Source organism: Phaeovulum sp. W22_SRMD_FR3 (assembly GCF_052113705.1).
GTDB lineage: Bacteria > Pseudomonadota > Alphaproteobacteria > Rhodobacterales > Rhodobacteraceae > JBGQOG01.
This window is the reverse complement of the sequence record NZ_JBGQOG010000001.1, coordinates 383,796-409,734: the sequence shown is the minus strand read 5'-3', so window position 1 is coordinate 409,734 and position 25,939 is coordinate 383,796. Positions and strand designations below refer to the sequence as shown.

The window sequence follows — 25,939 nt, the reverse complement described above, 5'->3', positions numbered from 1 at the left end:
CGCGTGACGTTTCATCGGCGCTCTGCCGGCACTGCGCCGCGCAGACCCGGGGCGCGACCTGTCGCTTGGTCCGGCCGTTTCTGCCGCAGATCGGCGCTGCGCAGCGCGTGAGGGCCCTTCGGCGGCGCTTGAAGCCGGGGCGCTTTTGCTTGCGGGTGCGCCACGATGTTCCGGGCGGAGCGGCGCCTCTGGCTACAGTGCCATTCGGCCCGGAGGCGGTGGCGGTCGGATCAGTGGGGGCTGCGGGAACGGACCGCCACCTGAGGCGCGGAGCCCGGATCAGGGATCAGATGTTGCCCCGCGCGCCCCGGTGGGTGCGGTGCCGAATACGGCGCGATAGGCCCGGGCAAAATGCGTGCGTGACGCATAGCCGACCGCTTCGGCCGCAAGGCCGCTGGCCATGCCCCGCGCCAGCATCTGCTGCGCGGCCAGCATCCGCTCTGCCCGCAGAAGTGCGCTGAAGCTGGTGTCTTCCGCCCGCAGGCGGCGGCGCAGGCTGGCCTCTGACATTCCGAGCGAGGCCGCCACCTCTGCGCAGCGCCAGGCCCGGTCCGGGCTGGCGCGGAACGCCCGGCGCAGGCGGTCGACGGGCGGCAGATCAAAAAGCGGCCGTGCGGCCGGTTCCGGTGCCAGCAACGCCAGCAATTCCCGGATGCGGGCGGCGCGCACATGCGGCGCAGCCGTGCCCGAGGCGATCTCGGCCGTGGCATGCACCAAGGCCTCCATCAGCGCCCGGCAGAGCGGGATCTGATGCGCGCCGACGGGCGGCGGCAGGTCCTCGGGCACATGGCTGACCAGCGCGGGCGGCACCTCAAGGATCAGCGATTGATAGAGGCCGCTGCGCGGATCGGGGTCGTTGACGATCTCCAGATCGACGCCGCCGGGCAACACGAACACGGCACCTGCGGTCAGCCGTTCCTGTGTCAGCCCCTGCCAGACCTCCTTGGTGCCGCTCAAAAGCACTGCCACCACCGGATGTGGCAGCCGGACCGCGATCAGCCGCTCCCGCGCCACAGCGCAATAGGAAAACAACCCTGCCCCATGCGGGGCCATCCCCTGTGCGCCGGGCTGCCGGAAGGCGGCGAGGGCGGAGAGAAGGTCACGGGTCAGCGAGGGGGGCGCAAAGTTTCTCATGCCCGCAGGATAGCAGCGGATTTGGCTGCGCCTAGTCCGCGGGTGACCGAAACGGGTTCACTTTTGACCGGGGGCGGCGCAGCAGGCCGCCGCGGTGATGCGAAGGTGGCGCGGCACTGAACAGGAGATACCAGATGAGCCCGCGCGCCCTTTTCGCCCTTTGCCTCACCCTGACCGCGTCGGCGGCCCATGCCGATCCGACCATCCTCACCGGTTTTTCGCACCCCGAAAGCGTGCTGCTGACGCCCTCCGGGGTCTATGTCTCCAACATCGGGGCGGATCTCGCGCCGCTGACCCATGATGGCGACGGTTTCATCAGCCTGCTCGACCCGCAGGGGCGGCTGCGGGAGCGGCAGGCCTTTGTCGGCCTCGATGCGCCGAAGGGCATGGCCCTGCTGGACGGGGTTCTCTATGTCGCCGACATCGACCGGGTGGTGGGCTTTGACATCACAACCCGCGAAAGGGTGTTTTCCGCGACTCTGCCTGAGGGCGCGCCGAGCCTGCTGAACGACATTGCGGTCATGCGGGGCCAGCTTCTGGTCTCGGACACTTTGCGCGGGCAGATCCATCAGCTGGACCCGGGCACGGGCGGTTTTCAGGTCGTGGCGGAAGGGATCCCCGGTGCCAACGGGCTGATCTGGGACGCGGCGCGGGCGGCGGCGGTCATTGTCGCGCTCGGGGCTGATTTCGGTGGCGGGGATGTGTTTGTCTGGTCACCGGAGCGCGGGGTGGCCCGCGTCGACGGCGCGCCATTCGGGATTTTGGACGGGATTGCCGCGCTGCCGGATGGCAAGGTCGTCATGTCGGACTGGAGGAGCCTGTCGCCGGTGCCGGGCGCGCTGATGCTGGTGGACCCGCTGTCGGGTGCGCATGCGGGGGTGCCGCTGGCGGTGGACATCCACGGCCCGGCGGATTTCGCGCGCGACGGCACCACCGGCAAGTTTTGGATCCCCGGCACGCTGGACGGCACGGTGACTGTGCTGGACGGCCCAATGCCCGGCGCCTGACCCGGGGCCTGACCCGGGCTCGCCACGCAGGGCCATGCTGCGCAGCACCGCGCGGCACCAGTGTCACGGGGGGCCAGTGGTGATATTGCGCCCCCCGCTGACACAGAGCCGTCATCTTGGCGGCCTAAGAGGTCGGAGGGTTCCCCGGAAAACGCGGCGGCATCCCCCCAAGGCAGCTTTTGAATGATACCACCGCAGACAACAGGGCGGGGCCAGCCGCTCACGCTTCTTCCCTTCCTGCTGGTGTTGTTCACCGGCACTGTCTGCAGCGCGATGATCGTGCCGTTCATGGGCTATTATATCGTCGAGGGGCTGGGTCAGGCGCCCTGGGCCATTGGCGTCTATGCGCTGGAAGTCACCGGTATCGGTATCATTTGCAACCGCGCCTTCGGCCGTTGGCTGGACAATGGCACCGCCCCCTTCCCGCTGATCGGCGTGGCGCTCGCCGGTTATCTTGCGGCGAGCCTCGTGCTGTCGGTCCGGCCCGCGCTGTGGAGCGTCCTCAGCTTTGGCGCGCTGGGCTTTGGCCTCAGCGGCAGCGCGGTCTCGACCATGTTCAGCATGGGGCTGGTGGTGGCCGAAGGGCAAAAGATGCCGCGCGGCCGGTCCAATGCCTATATGCGCGCCACCACCTCCACCGGCTGGATGATCGGGCCCGCCGCCAGTTTCCTCTGCGCCGGATGGTTCGGCGATGCGGTGGTGTTCCGGTTTGCCTTCGGGCTGGCGCTGATCTGGGCGGTGATGTGGTGGGCGATCATCCCCCGCGCCATGGTGCTGCGCCCGAAAAGCGGCGCGGCAGGCGGCCCGGTGCCGCGGGACAAGAGGCTCTGGCTGGCGGCGGCCTTTGTGTTTTGCATGTCCTTGGCGCATTCGCTGACCTTCAGCGCCCTGCCACTCTTTTATGTGCGCGAGGTGGGGCTGCCCGATTACGCGCCCGGCACCGCGTTCAGCATGAAGACCTTTGTGGAGATCCTGGCGATTTTCGCCACGCCGCTCATGACCGCCCGTTTTGGCCTGAAACGGCCGCTGGCGCTGGTGGCCGCACTGGCTGCTGTGACGATTTCCCTGATGTCACAGGTGCAGACCTATCCGCAGATGTTGGCCGGGGCGGCACTCGAAGGGCTGTATTACGGCCTCTATGCAAGCCTCGGGATCAGCTTCATTCAATCTTATGCCGAGGATCGCCCCGCGCAGGCCACGGCCCTGTACTGGAACGTGCTCAAGGTCAGTGGCGTTCTGGCAGGCCCGGCGGCGGGGCTGATCGCGCAGGCCGCCTCCTTTCAGGCGGTGCTGTGGGTGGCGGCGGCGGTTGCGGCCTGCGCGACGCTTATGATGCTTGCTGTTCTGCTGATCCGGCGCGCGCCCGGCGCCCGTTCCTGACCCCAGCCCGGATCGTATTGCGGCAAGCGTTCCCGTCGCCGCAGCCGTTGCGCCGCCGCAGCCACGCGCGGGAGGCGGGCGGGCCCTGCGACGATGCGCGCGGCCAGATCGCTTGCCCCTGCGGGCCGAAATGCCTAAATCCCGAGGGGACCGGAACAGGAGACCCCATGGCACGCGCTCCCAAAGCCTCGCTCGAAGACCGCCCGACGACGAAACGCATCGGCGCGCTCAGGGGGCTTGCCCCGTTCATCAAACCCTATCGGGTGATCGCCATCTCGGCGCTGGTGGCACTTGCGGCGACCGCCTCGATCAGCCTGATCCTGCCGCTGGCGGTGCGCCGGGTGGTGGACGGCTTTAATCAGGGCGCGCAGCTGCTGGATGCCTATTTCGCCGCCGCATTGCTGATTGCGGGGCTTTTGGCGCTGGGCACGGGGGCGCGCTATTATCTGGTGACGCGGCTCGGCGAGCGGGTGGTGGCCGATATCCGCCGCGCGGTTTTCGACCGGGTGCTGGGCCTCAGCCCGTCGTTCTTCGAGAAAATCCTGACCGGCGAGATCATCAGCCGGATCACCACGGACACCACGCTGATCCTCTCGGTCATCGGCTCCTCGGTCTCGATCGCGCTGCGCAACGCGCTGATCCTGATCGGCGGTGTGGCAATGCTGATGCTGACTTCGGCCAAGCTGACCGGGCTGGTGCTGCTGCTGGTGCCCGCCGTGGTGGTGCCGATCATCGTGCTGGGCCGCCGGTTGCGCAACCTCAGCCGCCAGAACCAGGATCTGATCGCGCTCTCCTCGGCCAATGCCTCCGAGGCGCTGATGGCGGCGCAGACCGTGCAGGCCTTTACCCATGAAGCCCCGACGCGCGGCCGTTTCGCCGATGTCACCGAGCAAAGCTATCGCTCGGCCAAAACCCGGATCGGCACCCGTGCGGTGATGACCGTCATCGTGATCTTCCTCGTCTTTGCCGGGGTGGTGGGCGTCCTGTGGATCGGCGCGCGCGATGTGCGGGCGGGCGCGATGAGCGTGGGCCAGCTGGTGCAGTTTGTCATCTATGCGGTGATGGTCGCGGGCTCGGTCGGCGCCCTCTCGGAGATCTGGGGCGAGCTGCAACGCGCGGCGGGGGCGACCGAGCGGCTGGTGGAGCTCCTCTCGGCCGAAGATCCGGTGCTTGACCCGGCGCATCCCCTGCCGCTGCCGATGCCCGCGAAAGGCGCCATCGCCTTTCACGATGTGACCTTCCATTATCCCTCGCGCCCCAATGCTTCGGCGCTCGATCAGGTGACGCTGAAGATTGCGCCGGGCGAAACCGTGGCGCTGGTCGGACCCTCCGGCGCGGGCAAGACCACGGTCATCCAGTTGATCCAGCGGTTCTGGGACCCGGAATCCGGCTCGGTCAGCATCGACGGCCATGATTTGCGCACGCTGGCGCGCGCCGATTTCCGCCGCGCCATCAGCCTCGTGCCTCAGGACCCGGTGATCTTTGCGGCCTCGGCGCGCGAGAACATCCGCTTTGGCCGCCCCGAAGCCACCGATGCCGAGGTGGAAAATGCCGCCCGCGCCGCCCATGCGCATGACTTCCTGTCGGCGCTGCCGGAGGGCTATGAGACCTATGTCGGCGAGCGGGGCGTGATGCTCTCGGGCGGGCAGAAACAGCGCATCGCCATCGCCCGCGCCATTTTGCGCGACGCGCCGATCCTGCTTCTGGACGAGGCGACAAGCGCGCTCGATGCCGAAAGCGAGCGCGCGGTGCAGGCGGCGGTGGAGCGTCTGGCCGAGACCCGCACCACGCTGATCGTGGCGCACCGGTTGGCGACGGTGAAAAAGGCCGACCGGATCGTGGTGTTTGATCAGGGCCGCATCGTGGCGCAGGGGACGCATGATGAGCTGGTGGCGCAAAACGGGCTCTATGCCCGGCTGGCGCGGCTGCAATTCACCGAAGGCACGGTGTGACGCGGCACTTCTTTCCGTGACGTGACGTTGCAACCGGGGGTGCTGGCTTGCCCGCGCCCCCGGTTTTCGGGCAACCTTGCACAAGGCACGCTTCGGGGAGGAAATTCGGAACGCGCCGCAGGGAGGATGACATGGGAAAATTTGCCAGCGTGGCAGACCGGGATGCGGTCGAAGCCGAGATGCCTTGGGCGGATCGCGCGCGCCCGCACACGATGTATCAGTTCTTGGCGGATGTGACCGCCCGCCACGGCGATCGTCCGGCGATCACTTTTCAGATTTTCTCGGGCCCCAAGGACCCGGCCGAAACCCTGAGCTGGCGCGATCTGATGGCGCGCTCAACGCAGGCGGCCAATCTGTTCCGCAGTCTTGGCGTGGGCGAGGGGGATACCGTCGCCTATATGCTGCCCAATTGCCTTGAGACGGCGGCGGTTCTCTTGGGCGGCAGCATTGCGGGGATCGTCAATCCGATCAATCCCTTGCTGGAGCCCGAGCAGATCGGCGCCATCCTGCGTGAAACCAATGCCAAGGTGCTGGTGACGCTGAAGGCCTTTCCGAAAAGCGATTGTGCGCAAAAGGCCGCAGCAGCTGTCGCCATGGCCCCGAATGTGCAAACCGTGCTTGAGGTCGACCTCAACCGCTATCTTCGCTTTCCCAAAAACCTGATCGTGCCGCTGATCCGCCCGAAAATGACGGTGACGCACCGGGCCCGCATGCTGGATTTCAACCGTGCCTGCGCCGGGCAACCGGCGGAGCGTCTGAGCTTTGCCGATGCCACCACCGACCGGGTCGCCGCCTATTTCCACACCGGCGGCACCACCGGCATGCCGAAAGTGGCGCAGCACCGCTATTCGGGGATGATCTACAACGGCTGGCTGGGCGGCAAACTGCTGTTTGATGAGACGGATGTGCTGATCTGCCCGCTGCCGCTGTTCCATGTTTTCGCGGCCTATCCGATCCTGATGTCCTGTATCGCGTCCGGTGCGCATATGGTGATGCCCACCCCCGCGGGCTATCGCGGCGAGGGGGTGTTCGACAATTTCTGGAAGCTGATCGAACGCTGGCAGGTCACCTTCCTGATCACCGTGCCCACAGCGATTTCCGCGCTGATGCAACGTCCGGTCAATGCCGACGTCTCCAGCCTGAAAACCGCGATTTCCGGCTCGGCCCCGCTGCCGATCGAGCTTTACAACCGCTTCAAGGCGGCGACCGGTGTGGAGATTGCCGAGGGCTACGGCCTGACCGAGGCGACCTGTCTCGTCTCCTGCAACCCGGTGAACGGGATGAAGAAAGTCGGCTCGGTCGGGGTGCCCTTGCCCTACAGCCATGTGCGGATTCTGATGAAACGGGGCGGGGATTTCCACGATTGCGGCATTGATGAGGTGGGCGAGATCTGCGTTGCCAGCCCCGGCGTTTTTGACGGTTCGACCTATACCGAAGCCGACAAGAACCGCGAGCTCTTCGCCGAAGGGCGGTTCCTGCGCACCGGCGATCTGGGGCGGCTTGATGCCGATGGCTATCTGTGGATCACCGGGCGCGCCAAGGATCTGATCATCCGCGGCGGCCACAATATTGACCCCGCCGAGATCGAATCGGCGCTCTTGTCCCATCCCGCCGTGGCCTTTGCCGGGGCCATCGGTCAGCCGGACAGTTTCGCGGGCGAATTGCCCTGCGCCTATGTCGAGCTGGTCGCCGGGGCCGAAGTGACGCCCGAGGCGCTGCTCGAGCATGCCCGCACGCATATCCAGGAACGCGCGGCGGTGCCAAAACATATCGACATCCTGCCGGAGCTGCCCAAAACCGCAGTGGGCAAGATCTTCAAGCCCGATCTGCGGCGTCTGGCGATCATTCGCGTGCTGAATGCGACCCTGGACCAAGCGGGCGCGATGGCGCAGGTGGTCGAGGTGGTCGAGGATAAAAAGCGCGGTCTGGTGGCGCGGCTGCGGGCGGGCGAGGGCTGTGACCGCCGCGCGGTTGCGGCGCGCATGGGGGAATTCACCGTCGCTTGGGACTGGATCGACGGCTGACGCGCGGCTTCGCCGCAGGGCCGGGCGGGCCGGCAGGCTTGCCCGGCGCCGGTGCAGTCGCTAGGCAGGGGCAAATCCCAGCGGCCCGGAGGCCCCATGTCCCTGATTGATGATCTGATGACCCGCGCCGGTGGCGTTTGCGAATTCTGTGGCGATGCTACGGATCTGGCCCCGGTGGATGTGCCGCCGGGCGAGGATGAGGCCGTGCTCCTCTGCGCCGCTTGCCGCGATGAGGAGGGCAGCACCGCCGAGGGTCATTGGCGCTGTCTGGAGGGTGCCGCCTGGTCGGGCGTGCCCGCCGTGCAGGTGGCGGTCTGGCGCAAACTGGGTCAGATCGAGGCCCCCTGGGCCGCCGAGGCGCGTGAGAACATCGCGCTGGACGCCGCAACGCAGGCTTGGGCCGAGGCCGGGCAGCCGCTGCCGGGCGTCGTGCACAAGGACAGCAATGGTGTCGTGCTGGCGCAGGGCGATACCGTGGTGCTGATCAAGGATTTGCCGGTGAAGGGCGCGGGCTTTACCGCCAAACGCGGCACCGCGGTGCGCGGCATCAGCCTCGTGGCCGAAAACGCGGGCCATATCGAGGGCCGGGTGGAGGGGCAACGGATCGTCATCCTCACCGAATTCGTGAAAAAGAAGTAGGTTTTGGGGAAGCATGGCGTCAACGCGCGCGCCCGGTGGGTGCTGCCGTGGGGATGCCCGCAGCAACCGCCTCACCTGCAGCAGCCGCTTCCGGGGGCCCGGTCGCGGGGCAGTCGCCACAGCCGACCTCACGTCGCGCCGGGGCCGTCGGTTCCCGGGCCTTGCCGGGTTCGGGGGCGCGCCGTCACGCCGGGGGTGTGAAGGCGTTGTTCAGGCACATAAACGGGGCAGGTCGCGGGCGGCCTGCCCCCACTCGTACGTGTACCGACTGGTCAGAACACGCCCGCGAAATACAGGATGATGATGATCGGGATCGGAATCCCGATGGCCCAAGCCAAGATACCTTTCATGGTGATCGCTCCCTCTATGCTGTTGAGAGGCCAACGCCGCGACATCGGGCCGGGTTCCGCGGGGATGCGCGAATTCGTCGCATGAAAAAGGGGCAGGCTGCGGCGACCTGCCCTCTCACTCATACGCCCAAAATGGATAACTGCCGCGTACAGCAGGCGCGATGACACGCTGTGCACCGGCCTTGTCACCATATGCCATGACATGTTTTCGGTCTGATTAATGCAGGCCGGAGGCGGGGCGGCCAAAGTGTCGCAGGGGCGGTCAGCGCGGGTCCTGGCGCGTCCGGTGGGCCAGCCACAGAACGGTTGCAATGGCCGCACCATAGGCCAATCCCACGACCGGATCGTGAAGCGGGAAAATCACCGCCGCCATCAACCCCATCATCGGGCCCATGGGGCCCAGAATCAGGCCGCCGACCAGCCCGGCGAAGACGAGGATGCCCATCACAATGCCAATGTCCCGCAGCACCGCGAAGCGGCGCACCGGGAACAGCATCAACGGAAATCCGAACAAGGTGCCTATGGCGGCCCCCAGCATCCCGGACAGGGCCACCAGGCCATGCATCCCCGGGGTGTATTCCGGGTTGGCGGTGCCATCATAGCGATAGCCCGTCAGCGCCCCGACCGCCGCGGCGATGAAAATCGCAAGCAGCAGCGGACGGAGCGCTATTTGCATTCAGATTACCTGCTGAATTTCTTGTGTTTGACGCGCTTCGGCTGGACCGAATCCGCCCCGAGGCGGCGGATCTTGTCCTCTTCATAGGCACCGAAGTTGCCTTCGAACCATTCCACATGCGCATCGCCCTCAAAGGCGAGGATATGCGTGCACAGACGGTCGAGGAAGAAGCGGTCGTGGCTGATGATCACCGCGCAACCGGCGAAATCTTCGATGGCCGCTTCCAGTGCCTGCAGCGTTTCCACGTCAAGGTCGTTGGTCGGTTCGTCGAGGAGCAGCACGTTGCCATTGGCGCGCAGCAGGCGGGCCAGGTGAACGCGGTTGCGCTCCCCGCCCGAGAGCAGGCCGACTTTCTTCTGCTGGTCGGTGCCCTTGAAGTTGAAGGCCCCGGCGTAGGCGCGGCTGTTCATCTCGACATCGCCCAGATGCACGACCTCAAGACTGTCCGAGATTTCTTCCCAGGCGGTCTTGTTCGGGTCGAGCGTGTCGCGCGACTGATCGACATAGGAGAGTTTCACCGTGTCGCCGACGATGATCGAGCCCTCATCCGGGGTTTCCTGCCCGGTGATCATCTTGAACAGCGTCGATTTACCGGCACCGTTCGGCCCGATGACGCCGACAATGGCACCCGGCGGGATCGAGAAGGTCAGGTTTTCGATCAGCAGCTTGTCGCCCATGGCTTTCTTCAGCCCTTCGACCTCAATCACCTTGCCGCCCAGACGCGGGCCGTTCGGGATGATGATCTGCGCGCTGCCGACCCGTTCTTTCTCCGAGACATCCGCCATTTTCTCATAGGCCGAGATCCGGGCTTTTTGCTTGGCCTGACGGGCCTTGACGCCCGCGCGGATCCACTCAAGCTCTTTGGCCATGACTTTTTGCTTGGCCTTGTCCTCACGCGCTTCCTGCAGCAGGCGCTTGGCCTTCTGCTCCAGCCATGCGGAATAGTTCCCCTCGTAGGGGATGCCACGGCCCCGGTCCAGCTCGAGGATCCAGCCGGTGATGTCATCCAGGAAGTACCGGTCGTGGGTGACGCAGAGGATGGTGCCGGTGTATTCGATCAGGTGCTTTTGCAGCCAGGCGATGGTCTCGGCGTCCAGGTGGTTGGTCGGTTCGTCGAGGAGCAGCATGTCCGGCGCTTCGAGCAGCAGTTTGCACAAAGCCACGCGGCGGCGCTCACCGCCCGAAAGGGTCGAGACATCTGCGTCATCGGGCGGGCAGCGCAGGGCCTCCAGCGCGATGTCGACCTGGCTGTCCAGATCCCAGAGGTTCTGCGCGTCGATCTTGTCCTGCAGCTCGGCCATCTCATCGGCGGTCTCGTCCGAGTAGTTCATCGCCAATTCGTTGTAGCGCGCGAGAATGCCGGTTTTCTCCGCCAGACCCAGCATCACATTGCCGCGCACGTCCAGCGACTCGTCCAGACGCGGTTCCTGCGGCAGATAGCCGATCTTGGCGCCTTTGGCGGCCCATGCTTCGCCCTGGAAATCCTTGTCCATGCCGGCCATGATCTTCAGCAGGGTCGATTTACCCGCACCGTTGACGCCGACGACACCGATCTTCACACCGGGCAGAAAGTTCAGGTGGATATTTTCAAAGCATTTCTTGCCGCCGGGATAGGTCTTGGAGACACCTTCCATGTGGTAGACATACTGATAGGACGCCATGGGACTACTCCTGCCGGTGGGTTTCAAAGGCGCTGTCTAGTCGAGAAGCGGCAAAAGGGAAAGGGGGCGGCGCGCGCCAGCCCCTGTCTTTATGGTGAAATCTGGCCCGGTTGACGCCGCGATGCCTGCCCGTTGCGGGTGGGGGGCGACGCGTTCAGCAGGGGCGGGCAAAGACCTGCACCCACCAGGGCCCCGCGCCATTGATCCTGGGCAGATAGCCAAAGCCCGCCCGCTGCACCCGGGGACGCTCGATGTTGGTGCGGTGACCGGGCGAGGCCAGAAGGCTCTGCATCGCCTGGGCGACATCGGCCTGTCCGAGGGCAATGTTCTCGGCAACGATGCAGTTCTTGTAGCCCTGATCTTTCACCCGCCGCATCGGGCTGGTGCCAGCGCTGCCGGTATGGCCGAAAAACCCGTGGGTGGCCATGTCGCAGGCATGCAGCTGTGCCGCGCGGATCAGCGCAGGCTCCAGCGCAAGCGGTGCGCGCCCTTTGGCCGCCCGCTGGGCATTCACCGCGGCGAGCATGTTGTTCTGGATCTCGGCCGTGGGCATCGGGCAGGTGCCCGAAGACGATGCGGTTAATGTCAGCTGGGCCGCGCTCGTTGTCTCTGCACGGGTGCCGCCCGGCAGGGCGAGGGTGAGTGCGAGACCGAACGCGGCCATGCACGCAGCTCCGCGCCAGCGCGGCTGCGCGGCCGTGTCGAGATGGGTCATGCGGCATGGGGCGCAGTCGCCATGCAGGGGCAGTGGGAGGTGGACAGGCATCGGGCGCTCCGCTGAGGACGCCCCATCAATCGCCAGAAGCGCGCGATTTGCAAGCGCGCGCGTCAGCGGCGGCGGCGGCTTGCCGGTGCCCTCAGCAGGGGTCGGCGAAAACCTGCACCCACCAGGGGCCCTGGCCATTGGTCGGCGGCACATAGCCGATGCCGATCGCCTTGACCGAGCGGCGCAGGATGTTCTCGCGGTGATGCGGCGAGTTCATCAGGTCTTTCATCACCTGATCCACCGTGCGCCAGCCAAAGCCGAGGTTTTCCGCGGCGACACAACTGCGATAGCCCTCGGCGCGCACGCGTTTCATCACATTGCGGCCCTGCAGATCCTGATGCGCGAAATAGCCGTTCTTGGCCATATCGCAGGCATGTTCCTGTGCCGCGCGCGCCAGTTTCCGGTCTTCCTTCAGCGCGGGCAGTCCGGCGGTCTTGCGGGCAGCGTTGACGCTGTTGAACATGCTTTCGCTCACCAGCTTCGGGGCGCCACCGCAGACTTGCGCGGCGCGGGCATGGCCAATCGTCAACAGGCCGACGGCCAGCAGCGTGGGCGCCATCAGGCGCCAGGATATGGTCTCGAACATCTGCCCTCCATCCACTTGCGAATGAAGGCAGATAACCGCGCCGCTGCGGCAGGTCCGGGCCGGTATCGGGGCGAAAATGCGGCAAATGCCGAAAATTCAGCCGAAAACCTTAATTGATTCGGCCCCAGAGGTCGTATTCGCCCGCCTCTTCCACGGTAACCTCGACCAGATCACCGGGTTTCAGCGCCTCGAATCCCTCGTCGATGAAGAGGTTGCCGTCGATCTCGGGCGCATCGGCCTTGGTGCGGCAGGTGGCGCCTTCGGCATCGACACTGTCCACCAGCACCTGCATCTGCAACCCCACCTTGGCCGCCAGTTTCGCCTCGGAGATCGCCTGTGCCTTTTCCATGAAGCGGTCCCAGCGTTCCTGCTTCACCTCATCGGGCACATGATCGGGCAGCGCGTTCGAGCGGGCCCCGGCGACGTTTTCATATTGGAAGCAACCAACCCGGTCGAGCTGCGCCTCGTCCATCCAGTCCAGCAGATACTGGAATTCGGCTTCAGTTTCACCGGGATAGCCCACGATGAAGGTTGAGCGGAGGGTGATATCGGGGCAGGTGGCGCGCCAGGCGGCGATTTCGTCCAGCACCTTGGCCGAGGCCGCGGGCCGCGCCATGCGCTTGAGCACATCCGGGTGGCCGTGCTGGAACGGAATGTCGAGATAGGGCAGCACCAGCCCCTCGGCCATCAGCGGGATCAGCTCGCGCACATGCGGATAGGGATAGACGTAATGCAGCCGCACCCAGGCGCCGAACTGGCCGAGTTCACGCGCGAGATCGGTGATGTGGCTGCGCACCTCGCGCCCCTTCCAGGGATGCGTGTCATAGCGGCGGTCGAGACCATAGGCCGAAGTGTCCTGCGAGATGACGAGGAGTTCCTTGACCCCCGCCTCCACCAGCTTTTCCGCCTCGCGCAGCACGGCATGGACGGGGCGGCTGACCAGCTTGCCGCGCATGTCGGGGATGATGCAGAATTTGCAGGCGTGGTTGCAGCCCTCGGAAATCTTCAGATAGCTGTAATGCCGCGGCGTCAGGCTGACACCGGTGGCGGGCAGAAGGTCGATGAACGGATCCGGCGAGGGCGGTACCGCGCCATGTACGGCGTCGAGCACCTGCTCATATTGATGCGGGCCGGTGACCGCCAGAACGCTCGGATGCACGCCGGTGATATACTCGGGCTCTGCGCCCAAGCAGCCGGTGACGATGACCTTGCCATTCTCGGCCAGAGCTTCGCCAATCGCCTCCAGGCTTTCGGCCTTGGCGCTGTCGAGAAAGCCGCAGGTGTTGACGATGACCGCATCCGCGCCCTGATAATCGGGCGAGATCGCATAGCCTTCGGCGCGCAGCCGCGTCAGGATCCGCTCGCTGTCGACCAGCGCTTTCGGACAGCCCAGGCTGACCATGCCGATGGTCGGCTGCCCCGCGCGGCGGGTCGCGTCAAACACCGGTGCAGGTGCCAGATCGGGGCGGAGGTTCGGCGGGTTCTGGCTCATCTGTGGCTACTTTCGCAAAGGCGAAGGCGGGCCCGGAGGCCCGCCCTGTCTCGAAATGGATCTCGTCCCGTGGGCCGCCTCAGCGGCGACGGTCGCGGCGCGCGCTCATCGGCTGGAAGGCCACGCCGACATGCGCTTCGCAATAGGGTTTGCCCTGCTGGCTCGGCAGACCGCAGAACCAGAAATGGTCGGTGGCCGGATCGCCGATCGGCCATTTGCAGGTCCGCTCGGTCAGCTCCATCAGGTTCAGCTTCTTCGCGCGCTTTTCGACTTCGCGCACCGAAGCGAGAGCCTCGGGGCTGATCTCATTGGCGGAGGGCTGCGGCGGCAGCGGCTGGCCTGCGGGCACGATCTGTTTGCGCAGCGGCACCACGGCGGGCGCGGCTTCCACCCGCGGTGCGGCGCTCACCCGCGGCTCGGCGGCGGGCTCGGCACGCGGTGCGCGCGGGGCTTCTTCCGGCTCGGGCCGCGCGGCGGCGGCACGCGGAGCTTCGCGCGGTTCAATCCGCGGCTCGGCGCGCGGGGTTTCCACCTCGGGCGCCTCCATCGTGGCGTCAGGCACACGCGGCTTGGCGCTGCCGGGAGCCACGGCCACCGGTTCGGGTGCGCCGCCCACACGGTTCGACAGGCCCAGACGGTGCACTTTGCCGATCACGGCATTGCGCGTCACGCCGCCCAGCTCCTTGGCAATCTGGCTGGCCGACTGACCTTCGGCCCACATCTTCTTCAGCGTTTCGACGCGCTCATCGGTCCAGGACATGGCTGCCTTTCCGCTTTCCCCCCGCGAACGGGGTGTTGTATGCGCGGGGGACTTGCCCCGGGCACTGGTAATTCTCGTTCCGCACCTATTTTATGCGGGACGGGTTGAGATACAAGCGCAGCGGCGCGAAATCAAGGAGAAGCCAGCAATGAGCGGACCAGAATTCGGCGCAAAGCGTCAGGGCGCAGAGCCGGTGGCGGCGGAAGCGGCGAAAACCAGCCGAAGCGGGACATCCCGGCAGATGGGGGTGCGGCGGTTTGGCCGGGTGAACTGGCTGGGCACCGCCACGCTGGCGCGGCGCGAAATCGCCCGGTTTCTGGCGGTTTGGCAGCAGACGCTGCTGGCGCCGCTGATGACCGCTGCCCTGTTCCTCACGGTCTTCGCGCTGGCCTTTGGCGGCGCGGACCGCGCGGCGGTGATGGGCGTACCGTACCTCAACTTTATCGGTCCCGGCATTTTGATGATGACGGTGATCCAGAACGCCTTTGCCAACACCTCGTCCTCCATCGTGATCGCCAAGGTGCAGGGCAATATCGTCGACACGCTGATGCCGCCGCTCTCGGCGAGCGAGATCCTGCTGGGCTATCTGGCGGGGGCGCTGGCGCGCAGCCTGATGGTGGCGATGGTGATCGGCCTCGTGATGGGCGTGGCGCTGGGGCAGGGGATTGCGCATCCGCTCTGGGCGCTGTGCTTTGTGGCTTTGGGTGCGATCCTTTTGGGGGGTCTGGGGATTTTGGCGGCGATCTGGGCCAATAAATTTGACCAGATGGCGGCGATCACCAACTTCATCGTCACGCCTTTGTCGTTCCTGTCGGGTACCTTTTACTCGGCAGACGTGCTGCCGCCGTTCTTTCACACGCTGACGCATTGGAATCCGGTGTTTTACCTGATCGATGGCGCGCGGTACGGCATTCTGGGCGTCTCGGATGCCGATCCGGTCCGGGGGCTTTTTGTGTGCAGCGGCGTGACCTTCGCCGTACTGGCGCTGGCCTGGAGCTGGCTGAAATCCGGCTTTCGCATGAAACCCTGAGGCCGTGGCGGGGCGCGGGACGGATCGGGGCCGCAGGGCCGGGTCGCGTCGGCCAAGCTGTCGCTTTTGGGTGACGGCCGAGGCTCACCTGCGGCGCGTGTCAAAACAGACTTTACAACGGGGGGGCAGCCCGCTACGCAATCGCCATGATCACCCGGACCGCCCTTATTGCCCGTCCCCGACGTCGTGCGCCCCGCGCCTGACGCCTGATCTCTTGCGGCCATGCCCCACCGGCAGCCGCGCCCATCCAAAATACCCCCCTTCCGCGCCTAAATCACGCTGCCGCCTTGCGAAAGCGTTGACTCGACCCCCGGCGCGGTGCACCCATTTGGCCTTCCTCTCGGAGACTTGCGATGATTGCTTCCGTTCTGCCCACCTATAACCGCGCGCCCCTGGCCTTTGTGTCCGGCGAGGGAAGCTGGCTGACCACCGATGACGGCCGCCGCTTCCTGGATCTGGGCGCGGGCATCGCGGTCAACGCGCTCGGCCATGCCAACCCCGAACTGGTGGCCACGCTGACCGAGCAGGCGGGGCAGCTCTGGCATGTCTCCAACCTCTATGAAATTCCGGGGCAAAAGAAACTGGCGGATGCGCTGGTCGGGCTGACCTTTGCCGATACGGTGTTTTTCACCAATTCCGGCACCGAGGCTGCCGAACTCGCCATCAAGATGGCGCGCAAATACCATTACGAGAAGGGCGATGCGGAACGCAGCCATATCCTGACCTTCCAGGGCTCGTTCCATGGCCGCTCGACCGGGGCGATTGCCGCTTCGGGCGGGGATAAGATGATCAAGGGTTTTGGCCCGCTGATGCCGGGCTTTACGCAGCTGCCCTGGGGCGATCTGGCCGCGCTGAAAGATGCCATTGGTCCCGACACGGCCGCGGTGATGCTGGAGCCGATTCTGGGCGAGGGCGGGATCAAGGTCTGGCCGGATGCCGATCTGAAAGAGATCCGTGCGCTTTGCGATGCCAATGGCGCGCTGCTGATCTTTGACGAGGTGCAATGTGGCATGGGCCGCTCGGGCCGGCTGTTCGCGCATGAATGGGCCGGGGTGAACCCGGATATCATGATGGTGGCCAAGGGCATCGGCGGTGGTTTCCCGCTGGGCGCGGTGCTGGCGACCGAGAATGCCGCCTCCGGCATGGTGGCGGGCACGCATGGCTCGACCTATGGCGGCAATCCTTTGGCCTGTGCCGTGGGGCTGAAAGTGACCGAGATCGTCTCGGATCCTGCCTTCCTTGCGGAAGTCGGGCGCAAGGCGGGCCTGTTCCGGCAAAAGCTGGAAGGGCTGGTCGCGGCGCATCCGACGGTGTTTGAAGGGGTGCAGGGCCAGGGCCTGATGCTGGGGCTGAAATGCAAGATCGCCCCGGTGGATGTGGTCAAGGCGGGCTATGCGGCAGAGGTGCTGACGGTGCCCGCGGCGGAAAACGTCCTGCGGCTCTTGCCCGCGCTGAACATCGAAGATGCCGATCTGGCCGAGGCGGTGGCGCGGCTCGACCGGGCGGCGACGGCGCTTGAAGCGCATGCGGGCTGAGGCAGATCATCCGGCGCCGCAGGGCGTCCTGTCGGGGCGGGGGCAAAATGCCCCGCGCCCCGATGGCGCCCGCGCCGAGCGGGCCTGGCGACGATTTGGCTGATGTCCCGACCCGCGCCGTTCCGGCGTGACGCTCGATTTGACCCGTCGGCAATCTTGATGCCGCGTTCTCCCCGGGGGGGAATGGCCAAAGGCCCGGGGGCAACCCCAACCCCGCCCGTTTCGAAAGACCGACCGATGACCCATTTTCTCGACATTCACACCACCTCGCCCGAAGCCCTGCGCAGCATGATCGATCAGGCGCGCGCCATGAAAGACGCCCGTGGCGGCCGCCCGAAAGGCACGCCGGATGATGAGCAGCCGCTGGCAGGCCGCATGGTGGCCCTGATTTTTGAGAAACCCTCGACCCGGACCCGCGTTTCCTTTGACGTTGGCGTGCGGCAGATGGGCGGGCAGACCATGGTGCTCTCGGGCAAGGAAATGCAGCTGGGTCATGGCGAGACGATTGCCGATACCGCGCGGGTGCTGTCGCGCTATGTCGATCTGATCATGATCCGCACCTTTGAAGAGGCGACGCTGCAGGAAATGGCCGAGCATGCGACGGTGCCGGTGATCAACGGGCTGACCAACCGCACGCATCCCTGCCAGATCATGGCCGATATCATGACCTATGAAGAGCATCACGGCCCGATCCGTGGCAAGAAAGTGGTCTGGTCGGGCGATGGCAACAACGTCTGCGCGAGCTTCCTGCATGCAGCGGGGCAATTCGGCTTTGATTTCACCTTCACCGGCCCGCCGACGCTGGATCCCGAGCAGGAATGGGTGGATTTTGCCCGCTCCAAAGGCGTGGATGTGCAGATCGAGCGCGACCCGGCCAAGGCGGTGCAGGGGGCGGATCTGGTGGTCACCGATACCTGGGTCAGCATGCATGATCCGGAATCGGCCAAGGAGCGGCGCCACAACCAGCTGCGCGGCTATCAGGTGAACGAGGCGCTGATGGCTCAGGCGAACAAGGATGCGTTGTTCATGCATTGCCTGCCCGCGCATCGGAATGATGAGGTGACGAGCGCGGTGATGGACGGGCCGAATTCGGTGATCTTCGACGAGGCCGAGAACCGTCTGCATGCACAAAAGGCGGTGATGCGCTGGTGTCTTGGGGTCTGAAAAGACCGCAACTGGCAAGCGTAAATCGCCAGGATCGGGCGCGCAGCATGCGCGCCCTTTTTCGTTCCGGGCGGCCTATCCGTCGCGCATTTTGCCGCCCATGCCCTTTGTCGTGCGGGTATCGCGGGGGTAATCCCCCTCGCTTCCAACGCGCGGACGCCACCGGAGGCGCGCGTGTCCAAAGGTTTTCTTAGGTAATATTGGCGATGATTAAGCCTCCTGAGTTTGGAGGTTCGGGGCTTGAAAGAGATCTGCGCAGAAGACAGGCGGTCGGCGATGGATACCGCCTTGCCGCAGGCAGATCCGCATCGGCGCTTTCCGGCGGCGCTTCGGGTGGGGCGCGGGCAGGTCAACCTGACCGATCTTGCGGACCGTTACGGCTCTGACAAGGGCTCGGCCAAGCATCGCTATGCCGAGCTTTATCAGCTGTTGTTCCTGCCCTACCGCGACCGCGCCTTCAATTTTCTGGAGATGGGGTTGCAGATTGGCGGGCCAGAGCTGGGCCACAGCGCCGACCGCACCACAACCGACTGCCCCTCGGTCCGGATGTGGCTGGAGTTTTTTCCCAAGGCCAAGGTACACGGCCTCGACGTGTCGGATTTCAGCTGGTTTGAGGACCCGCGCTTTGTCTTTACCCGCTGCGACATGGATCGGCGCGACGCGATCCGCGCGGCCACGGCCGCCCTGCCGCCGATGGAAGTGATCATCGACGATGCCTCCCATGCCTCGCATCATCAGCAATTTGCCTTTCTTGAACTGTTCCCGCGGCTGGCCTCCGGCGGGCTCTACATTATCGAGGATCTGCGCTGGCAGCCCGCCACTTATGAGCGTGAAGGCATCACCAAGACGGCAGCCCTCTTTCGCAGCTATTCCGAAACGGGTGCTTTCGTGCATCAGGACCCCGCGATGCAGGCCGAGTTCAGCGCCCTTCGTGCCGATATCTCGGGCTGTTTCCTGTTTCAGGTGGGCTATAACAAGACCCGCCGCGATCAGGTGGCGGTGATCCACAAACGCTGAGCTTTCGCATCATTGCACAGGGGGCGGGCGGGGCTGTGCGGCAGGCCCCACTTGCCGTGCAAACGGTCCCGGCGCAGGGTGCGCCGGTTCGGGTTGCTGCGCGCCATGCGGTGCGGCACCGGATGTTCCGCCGGGCCGCCGGCATCAACGGGGTAACTCTCCAGAGGCGATGATGTACGACCAATCCGTTCCTGTTTTCCTGCACGGCCTGACCGCCCTCTCCGGCGTGTTGCGCAAGGCCGAGGCGCATGCTGCCGATAAAAAGATCGATCCCGCTGTCCTCTTGGGCTGCCGGCTGTTTCCCGACATGTTCCCGCTGATCCGTCAGGTTCAGCTGAGTTGCGATTTCGCGGCACGTGGCGTGGCGCGTCTGGCGGGCGCAGAGCCAAAGAGCTTTCCCGATACCGAGACCGATTTCGCAGGCCTGCAGGCGCGGATTTCGGCGGCAAAAGACTATGTCGGCAGTTTTTCGGCAGAGGCATTGCAGGGGGCCGAGAGCCGCGAGATCACGCTGAAAGTGGCCGGGGCAGAGCGCAAGTTTTCCGGCGCGGCATATCTTTCCTATTTCGTGCTGCCGAACGTCTATTTCCACATGAGCACCGCCTACAACATCCTGCGCCATAACGGCGTGGTGCTGGGCAAGGCCGATTTCATGGGGGGCTGAGCCCGAGCCCGGAGCGTTGTTTCTGACCTTTGGGGGCCTGACCCGCACGGGCCGGGCCGTCAGGTGCCGCGGGGTTTCGCGCGCAGTGTCGGCTCGGCCTCGGTCGGGTCTTCCGGCCAGGGGTGGCGTGGATAGCGCCCGCGCATGTCCTTGCGCACATCCGCATAGGAGTTCTTCCAAAATCCCGGCAGATCCATCGTCACCTGCACCGGCTTGCCGCCCGGCGAGACAAGGGTGATGCGCAGGGGCAGCCGGTTCGGCCCCACCGCCGGATGGGTGGTGACGCCAAACAGCTCTTGCAGCCGGGTCTCGATCCCCGGCGCTTCGCCCTCATAGTCGATGGGCACTTTGCGCCCCAGAGGCGTGGTGAAATGGGCGGGGGCCAAACGATCAAGCAGCTGTTGCTGCTCCCAATCAAGGGCGTTTTTCAGCGCTTCGGTCACATCCATGCTGCGCAGATCGGCCTCGGTCCGGCGTTTGCCGAGATAGGGCAGCAGCCAATCTTCGGCGCGCTCCATCAGCCCCTGATCGGTGAAATCCGGCAGATCGCTGCCGCCCGCCCGACAAAGCTCGACCCGGGCGCGGAAGCGCCGCGCGCTTTCGGTCAGGGTGAGGCCGATCTGGCGGATGCCGTCCAGCGCCGCGCGGGCGGTGGCCTCGCCTGGCGCGTCGGACCAGATGCGGTCATCGAGGACCAGCGCGCCAAAACGCTCCTGTTTGCGCGTCAGCACCCGGCCTTCGCGTTTTGACCATTCGCAAACATCCTGCCAGCCGATCTGATCGCCATAAAGGCGGCGCAGGGAGGCCTCGGGCAGGGCAATCGCCTGCCGCAGCCGTGCCTCGCGCGCGTCGCCGTCAAGATCGGTGGCCACGAGCAGCCGGGCACCCGCCAAAGGATCGCCCTCGGCCGCCACCGCACCCTTGCCCCCCGAGAGGATGAAGCGCGGCGCCTCGCCTTTGCGGCGCAGGCCGATGCGGTCTGGATAGGCGAGGGCGGCCATTTCGGCGGGGGAATAGCTCTCGCGCGGGGCGGTGACCATGCGGGCGAGGCGGCGGGCCTCCTCACGGATGCGCTCCAGCGTGCCGCGGTGCAGGGGCCAGGGGTGATCGCTCTCATAGCGTTTGGGGTCGCGCAGCGCAGAGAGACGCAGCGAGAGGTCGATGGGCGCGCCCTTCAGCGGGTCGCGCTCGGCCAGAAGGGCAGCGAGCGGGGCGGCCTCGGGGCCCGCCACCACCAGCATATGCGCCAGCCGGGGATGGGTGGGCAGGGCGGCCAAAGCGCGGCCATGCGGGGTGATTTGATGCTGCGCATTGAGCGCGCCGAGACCGCGAAGCAGCGCCCGGGCCTCGGCCAATGCCGGGCCGGGCGGTGGCGTGAGAAAGGCGAGATCGGCGCCGTCCGAGCCCCAGACGGCCAGCTCCAGCGCCAGTCCGGCAAGGTCAGAAACCGCGATTTCGGGCGGCGCAAAGGCGGCGAGCGCGCCCTCTTCACCCTTGGTCCACATCCGGTAGCAGAGGCCCTCGGCCACCCGCCCCGCGCGGCCCCGGCGCTGTTCCGCCTCGGCGCGGCTGACCTTTTCGGTCACCAGACGCGCCATGCCGGAGGCCGGGTCAAACCGGGCGCGGCGGGCGCGGCCTGCATCCACCACCACCCGCACATCCTCGATCGTCAGCGAGGTCTCGGCAATGGAGGTGGCCAGCACCACTTTGCGCTGTCCGGCGGGGGCGGGGCCGATTGCCGCGCGCTGGGCGGTAAATTCCATCGCGCCAAAGAGGGGGCGCACCACCACATGCGCGGGCAGGCGGCCCTTCAACAGGCCCTCCACCCGGCGGATCTCGCCCTCGCCCGGCAAGAAGACGAGGATGCCGCCAAGGGTGCCCTCGGTATCTGCCACGGCTTCGGTGATCTGCGCCGCCACCGCTGCCTCCAGCCGCAGGCCGGGGGCCAGAGGGCGGCCAAGCCAGCGGGTTTCCACCGGAAAGGCGCGCCCCTCCGAGGTGACGATGGGGGCATCGTCCAAAAGTGCGGCCACCGGTCCCGCATCCAGCGTCGCTGACATCACCACCAGCGCCAGATCGGGGCGCAGCGCGCCGCGCGCCTCCCAGACCAGCGCCAGCCCGAGATCGGCATTCAGCGAGCGTTCGTGGAATTCGTCAAAGATCACGCAGCCAACGCCCGCCAGCTCGGGGTCCGATTGCAGCATCCGGGTCAGAATCCCCTCGGTCACCACTTCGATGCGGGTGGCTTTCGAGACCTTGGCCTCGCCCCGGATCCGGTAGCCGACGGTCTGGCCCAAAGGCTCGCCCAGGGTCTCGGCCATGCGTTCGGCGGCGGCGCGGGCGGCCAGACGGCGCGGCTCCAGCATCAGGATGCGGCCGGTGACATGTGGCAGAAGCGCCAGCGGCACCCGCGTGGTTTTCCCTGCCCCCGGCGGCGCCATGAGGACGGCCCGCCCCGTGTCGGTCACGGCGCGGATCAGCGCGGGCAGCGCATCATCTATGGGCAGGCTTTTATCGGTCACGCCGCCTTATCGCCGTTTCAGTGCGCCTTTGCCATAGAGCGTGTCCATCGACACCTCATCCACCCGCATCATGCCGTTCTCGGCGGGCCTCAGCGCCAGCTGGAAGGGAAAGCGCGATTTTTCGGCCATTTCATCCGCCGAGAACCCCTCAAGCCGCCGGTATTCTCCGGCGCAGGCCAGCCCGTCACCCGCCACGACAGGCGCGCCCAGCACCACCTGCGAGCGGCGCTTGCCGTCAAACAGGGTCAGGCTGCGGTTGCAGGCCTGATCGGCGGGCATATCGCGGAGCGTGATGAAGAGGGCGCTCAGCGGATCCACGGTGCCGCCCTGCTTGGCGGGGTCGACATCGCCCTTTTGCGGGGCGCGCGGCGGATTGTAGACCTTTACCTGCGGCACGCCCGCCTTATAGGCCATCACCGATTCGGATTGCCGTTTGCCGGTATCGGCCTTTTCGGAATAGCTGACCGGTGTGAAGCGCGCCGAACTGCCGCTGCCCGAGACCCGGCCCGAGACCGAAGCGTCGTAGCGGATTTTCTTGACCCAGGCGAGAATGCCGGTGCTTTGCAGCGTGCCGACGGCGGCATAGCCATTGCCCTCGGTCTTGCCGTCGATGGTCAGCCGACCGGCGGTCAGCCCTTTGAGTACGAGGTCAAAGCTCATCTGATCTGTCTGGTCGGCGGCCCGGGCGGGCAGGGTGGGGCCGAGCGCCAGCAGACCGGCCAGAAGGGCGGCGGTCAGCGGGGCGCGGGGGCGGCGGGTTTGAACCGGTTGCATGGGGGCTCCTTGCGGCAGCGATGGAAAATACCCGGGGTTCCGGGTCTTGGCTCTGGACATATAGGGCGGCGGGCGGGCAAGTAAGCCGGAAACCACTCACGAATTCTGACGGTTCTGTCACAGACCGAGGCTGATCATGGATATTCCCGCGCAGGCATCCCTGCTTTTGAATGGCGACCGCCGCGCGCTGGCGCGGGCGATCACTTTGGTCGAAAGCGGGCGCGTCGATCACCGCGCGCAGGCAACCGCGCTGCTGGCCGCCCTCGCCCCCGCCGGGCGGCAGGCGCTGCGCATCGGCCTCTCGGGCACGCCCGGCGTGGGCAAGTCCACCTTTATCGAGGCTTTTGGTCTGCATCTGACCGGGCAGGGGCTGCGGGTGGCAGTGCTGGCGGTCGACCCGTCCTCGGCGCGCTCGGGTGGCTCGATCCTCGGCGACAAGACGCGGATGGAGCATCTGAGCCGCGATCCGCGCGCCTTCATCCGCCCTTCGCCCAGCCAGACGCATCTGGGCGGTGTGGCGCGGCGCACGCGCGAGGCGGTGAGCCTGTGTGAAGCGGCGGGTTTTGACGTGGTCTTGATCGAGACGGTGGGGGTGGGCCAGTCCGAGACGCTGGTGGCGGAAATGGCCGACCTTTTCATCCTGCTGCTCGCTCCGGCGGGGGGGGATGAGTTGCAGGGCGTCAAGCGCGGCATCATGGAGATGGCGGATCTGATCCTCGTCAACAAAGCCGATGGCGATCTGAAATCCGCCGCCCTGCGCACGGTGGCCGATTATGCGGGCGCGCTGCGGCTCTTGCGCAAGCGGCCGCAGGACCCGGCGGGCTTTCCCAAGGCGCTGCCAGTCTCGGCGCTGGAGGATCAGGGGCTGACCGAGGCCTGGGCGCAGATGCAGGAATTGGCCGAATGGCGCCGGGCCGAAGGGCATTTCGCCCGGATGCGCGCCGAACAGGCCCGCCATTGGTTTGAGGCCGAGGTGCGGGACGGCATGCTGGCACGGCTGCGCACCGATCCCGCCTTGCGGGCGCAGATGGCGGCGCTGGGGGCAGCGGTTGAGGCCGGGCAACAGGCCCCGGGCGCCGCGGCGGCCGAGGTGCTGGCGGGATTGGCGCGCGGCTGATCTGCCGCGCGGCAGTGGTTTCAGGCCACGCGCTCTCGCGCCAAGCGCTTTCAGGCGCTATGGCGGGCGCGGCTGTCCCCGGGCGCCTGATCGCGGTCGCGCAGTCCGTAATCGCGCTGCACTTCGGCCACCCGCAGGCGGTAATCCTCAAAGATCGCGCTGCTTTCCGCCGTACCACGTCCGGCGGATTGCGCGGCGCGGTGGGCTGTCCGTTGCCGCCAATCGGCCACGGCCGCCTCATCGGTGAAGAAGGACAGCGACAGGATCTTGCCCGGCTCCGACAGGCTTTCGAACCGCTCGACCGAGATGAAACCCGGCACGGTGGCCAGTTCCGCCCGGAGGCTGGCGGCGCGGGCGAGATATTCACTGTGCATCTCGGGCTTGGTCCAGACCTCAAAGATTACCGCGATCATCGGGCCACCAGCGGCGCATGCGGGGCAGAGACCAGCGTATGAAAGGTGCGGTCTTCGCGCTGAATAAAGCGCTGCGCCTTGGCATAGGCGTAATTCTCGCGCCCCAGCGGGTCTTCGCGCAACCGGGCGCGGTAGTCCTCATAGGCCGCCAGCGAGGGCAGAGTGTAGATGCCATAGGCAAGAGTGGCCGAGCCCTCTGCCGGGGCGTAATAGCCGATGAGATCGGCACCACAGCGCGGGATCGCCTGCCCCCAGTTGCGGGCATAGTCGGCGAAGGCCTCGGTCTGATAGGGGTCGATCTGATAGCGGATGATGCAGGTCAGCATGGTCTTTCCTTTCGGCGCTTGGGTCGTGCCGGGGCTTTATCGCCGCTTGTGGCGCGGACATGCTTCGGTCAGCATCGAAGCATTGCGGAAGGGGCCGTTGCAGGATGGGCGGATGACAGATGGACCTGATATCGCGCGCCTTGGCGCATTGATTGGCGACCCGGCGCGGGCGCTGATGCTGGGCGCGCTGATGCGCGGGCAGGCGCTGAGCGTGGGCGAGCTGGCCGCGGTGGCGGGGCTGGGCCTGCCCACCGCCTCCTCCCATCTGGCGCAGCTGGAGGCGGGCGGGCTGATCGCGGCGCGTAAACAGGGGCGGCACAAATATCTCAGCCTCGCCTCGGATCAGGTGGCGGATCTGTTGGAAGCGATGATGGGGCTGGCCGCCGCGCCGCAGGGCGGGGCGGGCCGTCCGCCGCGCCCCGGCCCACGAGACCCGGCATTGCGTGAGGCGCGCAGCTGCTACCGGCACCTGGCAGGCGCGCAGGGGGTGGCGCTTTATGACAGTCTGATGGCGCGGGGCTATCTGGCGCTGGCGCCGCAGGGGCTGATGCTGACCGCGCCGGGGCGCGAATTCGCCACCGGCTTCGGGGTGGATCTGGCGGCGCTGGAGGGCGGACGCGGGCCGCTGTGCCGTGAATGCCTTGACTGGAGCATGCGGCGCAGCCATCTCGGCGGGCGGCTGGGCCGGGCCTTTCTGTCGGTGATTCTGGCGCGCCACTGGGCGGCGCAAAAACCCGACAGCCGGGCGCTGATATTTACCCCCGAAGGGCGGCGCGGATTCGCGCAGGCCTTTCCCATCGGGGCGAAACCACGGTAAAACAACCGCGCAAGCGTCATAAGGGCGTAATGAATCGCTTGACGCGGGCGGTCATTCCCCGTATCTCGCCCCAACGGAATTCGGGCCCTGCCATTGCGGTGCCCATTGATGGTATGGATGTCGGGCATTTCGA

Annotated in this window: 24 protein-coding genes; 12 read left to right on the top strand and 12 right to left on the bottom strand. The window is 66.4% G+C overall.

The annotated features are described in order from the left end of the window. Nucleotides 1-279 precede the first annotated feature (279 nt). Entirely contained in the window at nt 280-1,134 is an 855-nt protein-coding gene (locus ACEN2S_RS01940) for a helix-turn-helix transcriptional regulator (protein WP_441861640.1), read from the bottom strand. A 134-nt stretch (nt 1,135-1,268) separates the two neighbouring features. Between ACEN2S_RS01940 and ACEN2S_RS01935 the strand changes: the two genes are divergently transcribed. From ACEN2S_RS01935 to ACEN2S_RS01915, 5 genes are all read left to right on the top strand, one after another. Beyond that, the gene (locus ACEN2S_RS01935) at nt 1,269-2,141 is read left to right on the top strand and encodes a hypothetical protein (RefSeq protein WP_441861638.1); all 873 of its coding nucleotides are present in this window, start codon (nt 1,269-1,271) and stop codon (nt 2,139-2,141) included. A gap of 183 nt (nt 2,142-2,324) precedes the next feature. After that, entirely contained in the window at nt 2,325-3,521 is a 1,197-nt protein-coding gene (locus ACEN2S_RS01930) for an MFS transporter (protein WP_441861635.1), read from the top strand. 167 nt (nt 3,522-3,688) lie between these two features. Continuing rightward, nucleotides 3,689-5,473: an ABC transporter transmembrane domain-containing protein gene (locus ACEN2S_RS01925; RefSeq protein ID WP_441861633.1), complete on the top strand. Its 1,785-nt coding sequence runs from the start codon at nt 3,689-3,691 to the stop codon at nt 5,471-5,473. A gap of 131 nt (nt 5,474-5,604) precedes the next feature. Further along, the gene (locus ACEN2S_RS01920; protein WP_441861630.1) at nt 5,605-7,497 is read left to right on the top strand and encodes an acyl-CoA synthetase; all 1,893 of its coding nucleotides are present in this window, start codon (nt 5,605-5,607) and stop codon (nt 7,495-7,497) included. Between the two features lie 96 nt (nt 7,498-7,593). Beyond that, nucleotides 7,594-8,136, top strand: coding sequence for a PhnA domain-containing protein (locus tag ACEN2S_RS01915; RefSeq protein ID WP_441861628.1), 543 nt, complete (start codon nt 7,594-7,596; stop codon nt 8,134-8,136). A 272-nt stretch (nt 8,137-8,408) separates the two neighbouring features. Here ACEN2S_RS01915 and ACEN2S_RS01910 read toward each other — a convergent pair whose 3' ends face one another. From ACEN2S_RS01910 to ACEN2S_RS01880, 7 genes are all read right to left on the bottom strand, one after another. After that, nucleotides 8,409-8,690 (bottom strand): hypothetical protein, encoded by a 282-nt coding sequence (locus tag ACEN2S_RS01910; protein ID WP_441861625.1) that lies wholly within the window; start codon nt 8,688-8,690, stop codon nt 8,409-8,411. Nucleotides 8,691-8,748: 58 nt separating this feature from the next. Continuing rightward, on the bottom strand, nt 8,749-9,162 hold the full coding sequence (locus ACEN2S_RS01905) for a hypothetical protein (RefSeq protein ID WP_441861622.1): 414 nt from the start codon (nt 9,160-9,162) through the stop codon (nt 8,749-8,751). Between the two features lie 5 nt (nt 9,163-9,167). Next, a complete protein-coding gene (ettA, locus tag ACEN2S_RS01900; RefSeq protein WP_441861619.1) occupies nt 9,168-10,823 on the bottom strand; it encodes an energy-dependent translational throttle protein EttA in 1,656 nt (551 codons plus the stop codon). A gap of 154 nt (nt 10,824-10,977) precedes the next feature. Beyond that, complete coding sequence (locus ACEN2S_RS01895) at nt 10,978-11,487, bottom strand: CAP domain-containing protein (RefSeq protein ID WP_441861616.1); 510 nt, start codon at nt 11,485-11,487, stop codon at nt 10,978-10,980. 193 nt (nt 11,488-11,680) lie between these two features. Further along, nucleotides 11,681-12,175, bottom strand: a complete 495-nt coding sequence (locus ACEN2S_RS01890) for a CAP domain-containing protein (RefSeq protein WP_441861613.1) — start codon at nt 12,173-12,175, stop codon at nt 11,681-11,683. A 109-nt stretch (nt 12,176-12,284) separates the two neighbouring features. Continuing rightward, a complete protein-coding gene (rimO, locus tag ACEN2S_RS01885; protein WP_441861610.1) occupies nt 12,285-13,667 on the bottom strand; it encodes a 30S ribosomal protein S12 methylthiotransferase RimO in 1,383 nt (460 codons plus the stop codon). Between the two features lie 79 nt (nt 13,668-13,746). Further along, nucleotides 13,747-14,427, bottom strand: coding sequence for a GcrA family cell cycle regulator (locus ACEN2S_RS01880; RefSeq protein WP_441861607.1), 681 nt, complete (start codon nt 14,425-14,427; stop codon nt 13,747-13,749). A gap of 241 nt (nt 14,428-14,668) precedes the next feature. Here ACEN2S_RS01880 and ACEN2S_RS01875 point away from each other — a divergent pair, with 241 nt between their 5' ends. The 5 genes from ACEN2S_RS01875 (at nt 14,669) to ACEN2S_RS01855 (ending at nt 19,837) form a co-directional block, all read left to right on the top strand. Continuing rightward, nucleotides 14,669-15,457, top strand: a complete 789-nt coding sequence (locus ACEN2S_RS01875; protein ID WP_441861845.1) for an ABC transporter permease — start codon at nt 14,669-14,671, stop codon at nt 15,455-15,457. 353 nt (nt 15,458-15,810) lie between these two features. Further along, a complete protein-coding gene (locus ACEN2S_RS01870; protein WP_441861605.1) occupies nt 15,811-16,992 on the top strand; it encodes an aspartate aminotransferase family protein in 1,182 nt (393 codons plus the stop codon). A 237-nt stretch (nt 16,993-17,229) separates the two neighbouring features. Next, the gene (gene argF / locus ACEN2S_RS01865) at nt 17,230-18,156 is read left to right on the top strand and encodes an ornithine carbamoyltransferase (RefSeq protein WP_441861602.1); all 927 of its coding nucleotides are present in this window, start codon (nt 17,230-17,232) and stop codon (nt 18,154-18,156) included. Nucleotides 18,157-18,432: 276 nt separating this feature from the next. Then, a complete protein-coding gene (locus ACEN2S_RS01860; protein ID WP_441861599.1) occupies nt 18,433-19,173 on the top strand; it encodes a hypothetical protein in 741 nt (246 codons plus the stop codon). A gap of 172 nt (nt 19,174-19,345) precedes the next feature. Next, on the top strand, nt 19,346-19,837 hold the full coding sequence (locus ACEN2S_RS01855; RefSeq protein WP_441861596.1) for a DUF1993 domain-containing protein: 492 nt from the start codon (nt 19,346-19,348) through the stop codon (nt 19,835-19,837). 59 nt (nt 19,838-19,896) lie between these two features. Here the strand turns inward: ACEN2S_RS01855 and hrpB are convergent, their stop codons facing one another. Together hrpB and ACEN2S_RS01845 are read right to left on the bottom strand one after the other, a co-directional pair. Beyond that, nucleotides 19,897-22,359 (bottom strand): ATP-dependent helicase HrpB, encoded by a 2,463-nt coding sequence (gene hrpB / locus ACEN2S_RS01850; RefSeq protein WP_441861593.1) that lies wholly within the window; start codon nt 22,357-22,359, stop codon nt 19,897-19,899. A gap of 6 nt (nt 22,360-22,365) precedes the next feature. After that, a complete protein-coding gene (locus ACEN2S_RS01845) occupies nt 22,366-23,133 on the bottom strand; it encodes a DUF3108 domain-containing protein (RefSeq protein WP_441861591.1) in 768 nt (255 codons plus the stop codon). 136 nt (nt 23,134-23,269) lie between these two features. Between ACEN2S_RS01845 and meaB the strand changes: the two genes are divergently transcribed. Next, nucleotides 23,270-24,250, top strand: coding sequence for a methylmalonyl Co-A mutase-associated GTPase MeaB (gene meaB / locus ACEN2S_RS01840; RefSeq protein ID WP_441861588.1), 981 nt, complete (start codon nt 23,270-23,272; stop codon nt 24,248-24,250). Between the two features lie 50 nt (nt 24,251-24,300). On the opposite strand, the gene ACEN2S_RS01835 is transcribed toward meaB, so the two are convergent. Together ACEN2S_RS01835 and ACEN2S_RS01830 are read right to left on the bottom strand one after the other, a co-directional pair. Next, nucleotides 24,301-24,663 (bottom strand): antibiotic biosynthesis monooxygenase family protein, encoded by a 363-nt coding sequence (locus tag ACEN2S_RS01835; RefSeq protein WP_441861585.1) that lies wholly within the window; start codon nt 24,661-24,663, stop codon nt 24,301-24,303. Beyond that, entirely contained in the window at nt 24,660-24,989 is a 330-nt protein-coding gene (locus ACEN2S_RS01830; RefSeq protein ID WP_441861582.1) for an NIPSNAP family protein, read from the bottom strand. Before ACEN2S_RS01830 ends, ACEN2S_RS01835 begins: the two co-directional genes overlap by 4 nt. Nucleotides 24,990-25,101: 112 nt before the next feature. Here ACEN2S_RS01830 and ACEN2S_RS01825 point away from each other — a divergent pair, with 112 nt between their 5' ends. Next, a complete protein-coding gene (locus ACEN2S_RS01825) occupies nt 25,102-25,806 on the top strand; it encodes an ArsR/SmtB family transcription factor (RefSeq protein WP_441861579.1) in 705 nt (234 codons plus the stop codon). The last annotated feature ends 133 nt before the right edge of the window (nt 25,807-25,939 follow it).

What these genes read in the sequence shown, in the direction of transcription:
- ACEN2S_RS01940 (WP_441861640.1), bottom strand. Translation starts at nt 1,134, where the DNA reads ATGAGAAACTTTGCGCCCCCCTCGCTGACCCGTGACCTTCTCTCCGCC.
- ACEN2S_RS01935 (WP_441861638.1), top strand. Translation starts at nt 1,269, where the DNA reads ATGAGCCCGCGCGCCCTTTTCGCCCTTTGCCTCACCCTGACCGCGTCG.
- ACEN2S_RS01930 (WP_441861635.1), top strand. Translation starts at nt 2,325, where the DNA reads ATGATACCACCGCAGACAACAGGGCGGGGCCAGCCGCTCACGCTTCTT.
- ACEN2S_RS01925 (WP_441861633.1), top strand. Translation starts at nt 3,689, where the DNA reads ATGGCACGCGCTCCCAAAGCCTCGCTCGAAGACCGCCCGACGACGAAA.
- ACEN2S_RS01920 (WP_441861630.1), top strand. Translation starts at nt 5,605, where the DNA reads ATGGGAAAATTTGCCAGCGTGGCAGACCGGGATGCGGTCGAAGCCGAG.
- ACEN2S_RS01915 (WP_441861628.1), top strand. Translation starts at nt 7,594, where the DNA reads ATGTCCCTGATTGATGATCTGATGACCCGCGCCGGTGGCGTTTGCGAA.
- ACEN2S_RS01910 (WP_441861625.1), bottom strand. Translation starts at nt 8,690, where the DNA reads ATGTCATGGCATATGGTGACAAGGCCGGTGCACAGCGTGTCATCGCGC.
- ACEN2S_RS01905 (WP_441861622.1), bottom strand. Translation starts at nt 9,162, where the DNA reads ATGCAAATAGCGCTCCGTCCGCTGCTGCTTGCGATTTTCATCGCCGCG.
- ettA (WP_441861619.1), bottom strand. Translation starts at nt 10,823, where the DNA reads ATGGCGTCCTATCAGTATGTCTACCACATGGAAGGTGTCTCCAAGACC.
- ACEN2S_RS01895 (WP_441861616.1), bottom strand. Translation starts at nt 11,487, where the DNA reads ATGGCCGCGTTCGGTCTCGCACTCACCCTCGCCCTGCCGGGCGGCACC.
- ACEN2S_RS01890 (WP_441861613.1), bottom strand. Translation starts at nt 12,175, where the DNA reads ATGTTCGAGACCATATCCTGGCGCCTGATGGCGCCCACGCTGCTGGCC.
- rimO (WP_441861610.1), bottom strand. Translation starts at nt 13,667, where the DNA reads ATGAGCCAGAACCCGCCGAACCTCCGCCCCGATCTGGCACCTGCACCG.
- ACEN2S_RS01880 (WP_441861607.1), bottom strand. Translation starts at nt 14,427, where the DNA reads ATGTCCTGGACCGATGAGCGCGTCGAAACGCTGAAGAAGATGTGGGCC.
- ACEN2S_RS01875 (WP_441861845.1), top strand. Translation starts at nt 14,669, where the DNA reads ATGGGGGTGCGGCGGTTTGGCCGGGTGAACTGGCTGGGCACCGCCACG.
- ACEN2S_RS01870 (WP_441861605.1), top strand. Translation starts at nt 15,811, where the DNA reads ATGATTGCTTCCGTTCTGCCCACCTATAACCGCGCGCCCCTGGCCTTT.
- argF (WP_441861602.1), top strand. Translation starts at nt 17,230, where the DNA reads ATGACCCATTTTCTCGACATTCACACCACCTCGCCCGAAGCCCTGCGC.
- ACEN2S_RS01860 (WP_441861599.1), top strand. Translation starts at nt 18,433, where the DNA reads ATGGATACCGCCTTGCCGCAGGCAGATCCGCATCGGCGCTTTCCGGCG.
- ACEN2S_RS01855 (WP_441861596.1), top strand. Translation starts at nt 19,346, where the DNA reads ATGTACGACCAATCCGTTCCTGTTTTCCTGCACGGCCTGACCGCCCTC.
- ACEN2S_RS01845 (WP_441861591.1), bottom strand. Translation starts at nt 23,133, where the DNA reads ATGCAACCGGTTCAAACCCGCCGCCCCCGCGCCCCGCTGACCGCCGCC.
- meaB (WP_441861588.1), top strand. Translation starts at nt 23,270, where the DNA reads ATGGATATTCCCGCGCAGGCATCCCTGCTTTTGAATGGCGACCGCCGC.
- ACEN2S_RS01835 (WP_441861585.1), bottom strand. Translation starts at nt 24,663, where the DNA reads ATGATCGCGGTAATCTTTGAGGTCTGGACCAAGCCCGAGATGCACAGT.
- ACEN2S_RS01830 (WP_441861582.1), bottom strand. Translation starts at nt 24,989, where the DNA reads ATGCTGACCTGCATCATCCGCTATCAGATCGACCCCTATCAGACCGAG.
- ACEN2S_RS01825 (WP_441861579.1), top strand. Translation starts at nt 25,102, where the DNA reads ATGACAGATGGACCTGATATCGCGCGCCTTGGCGCATTGATTGGCGAC.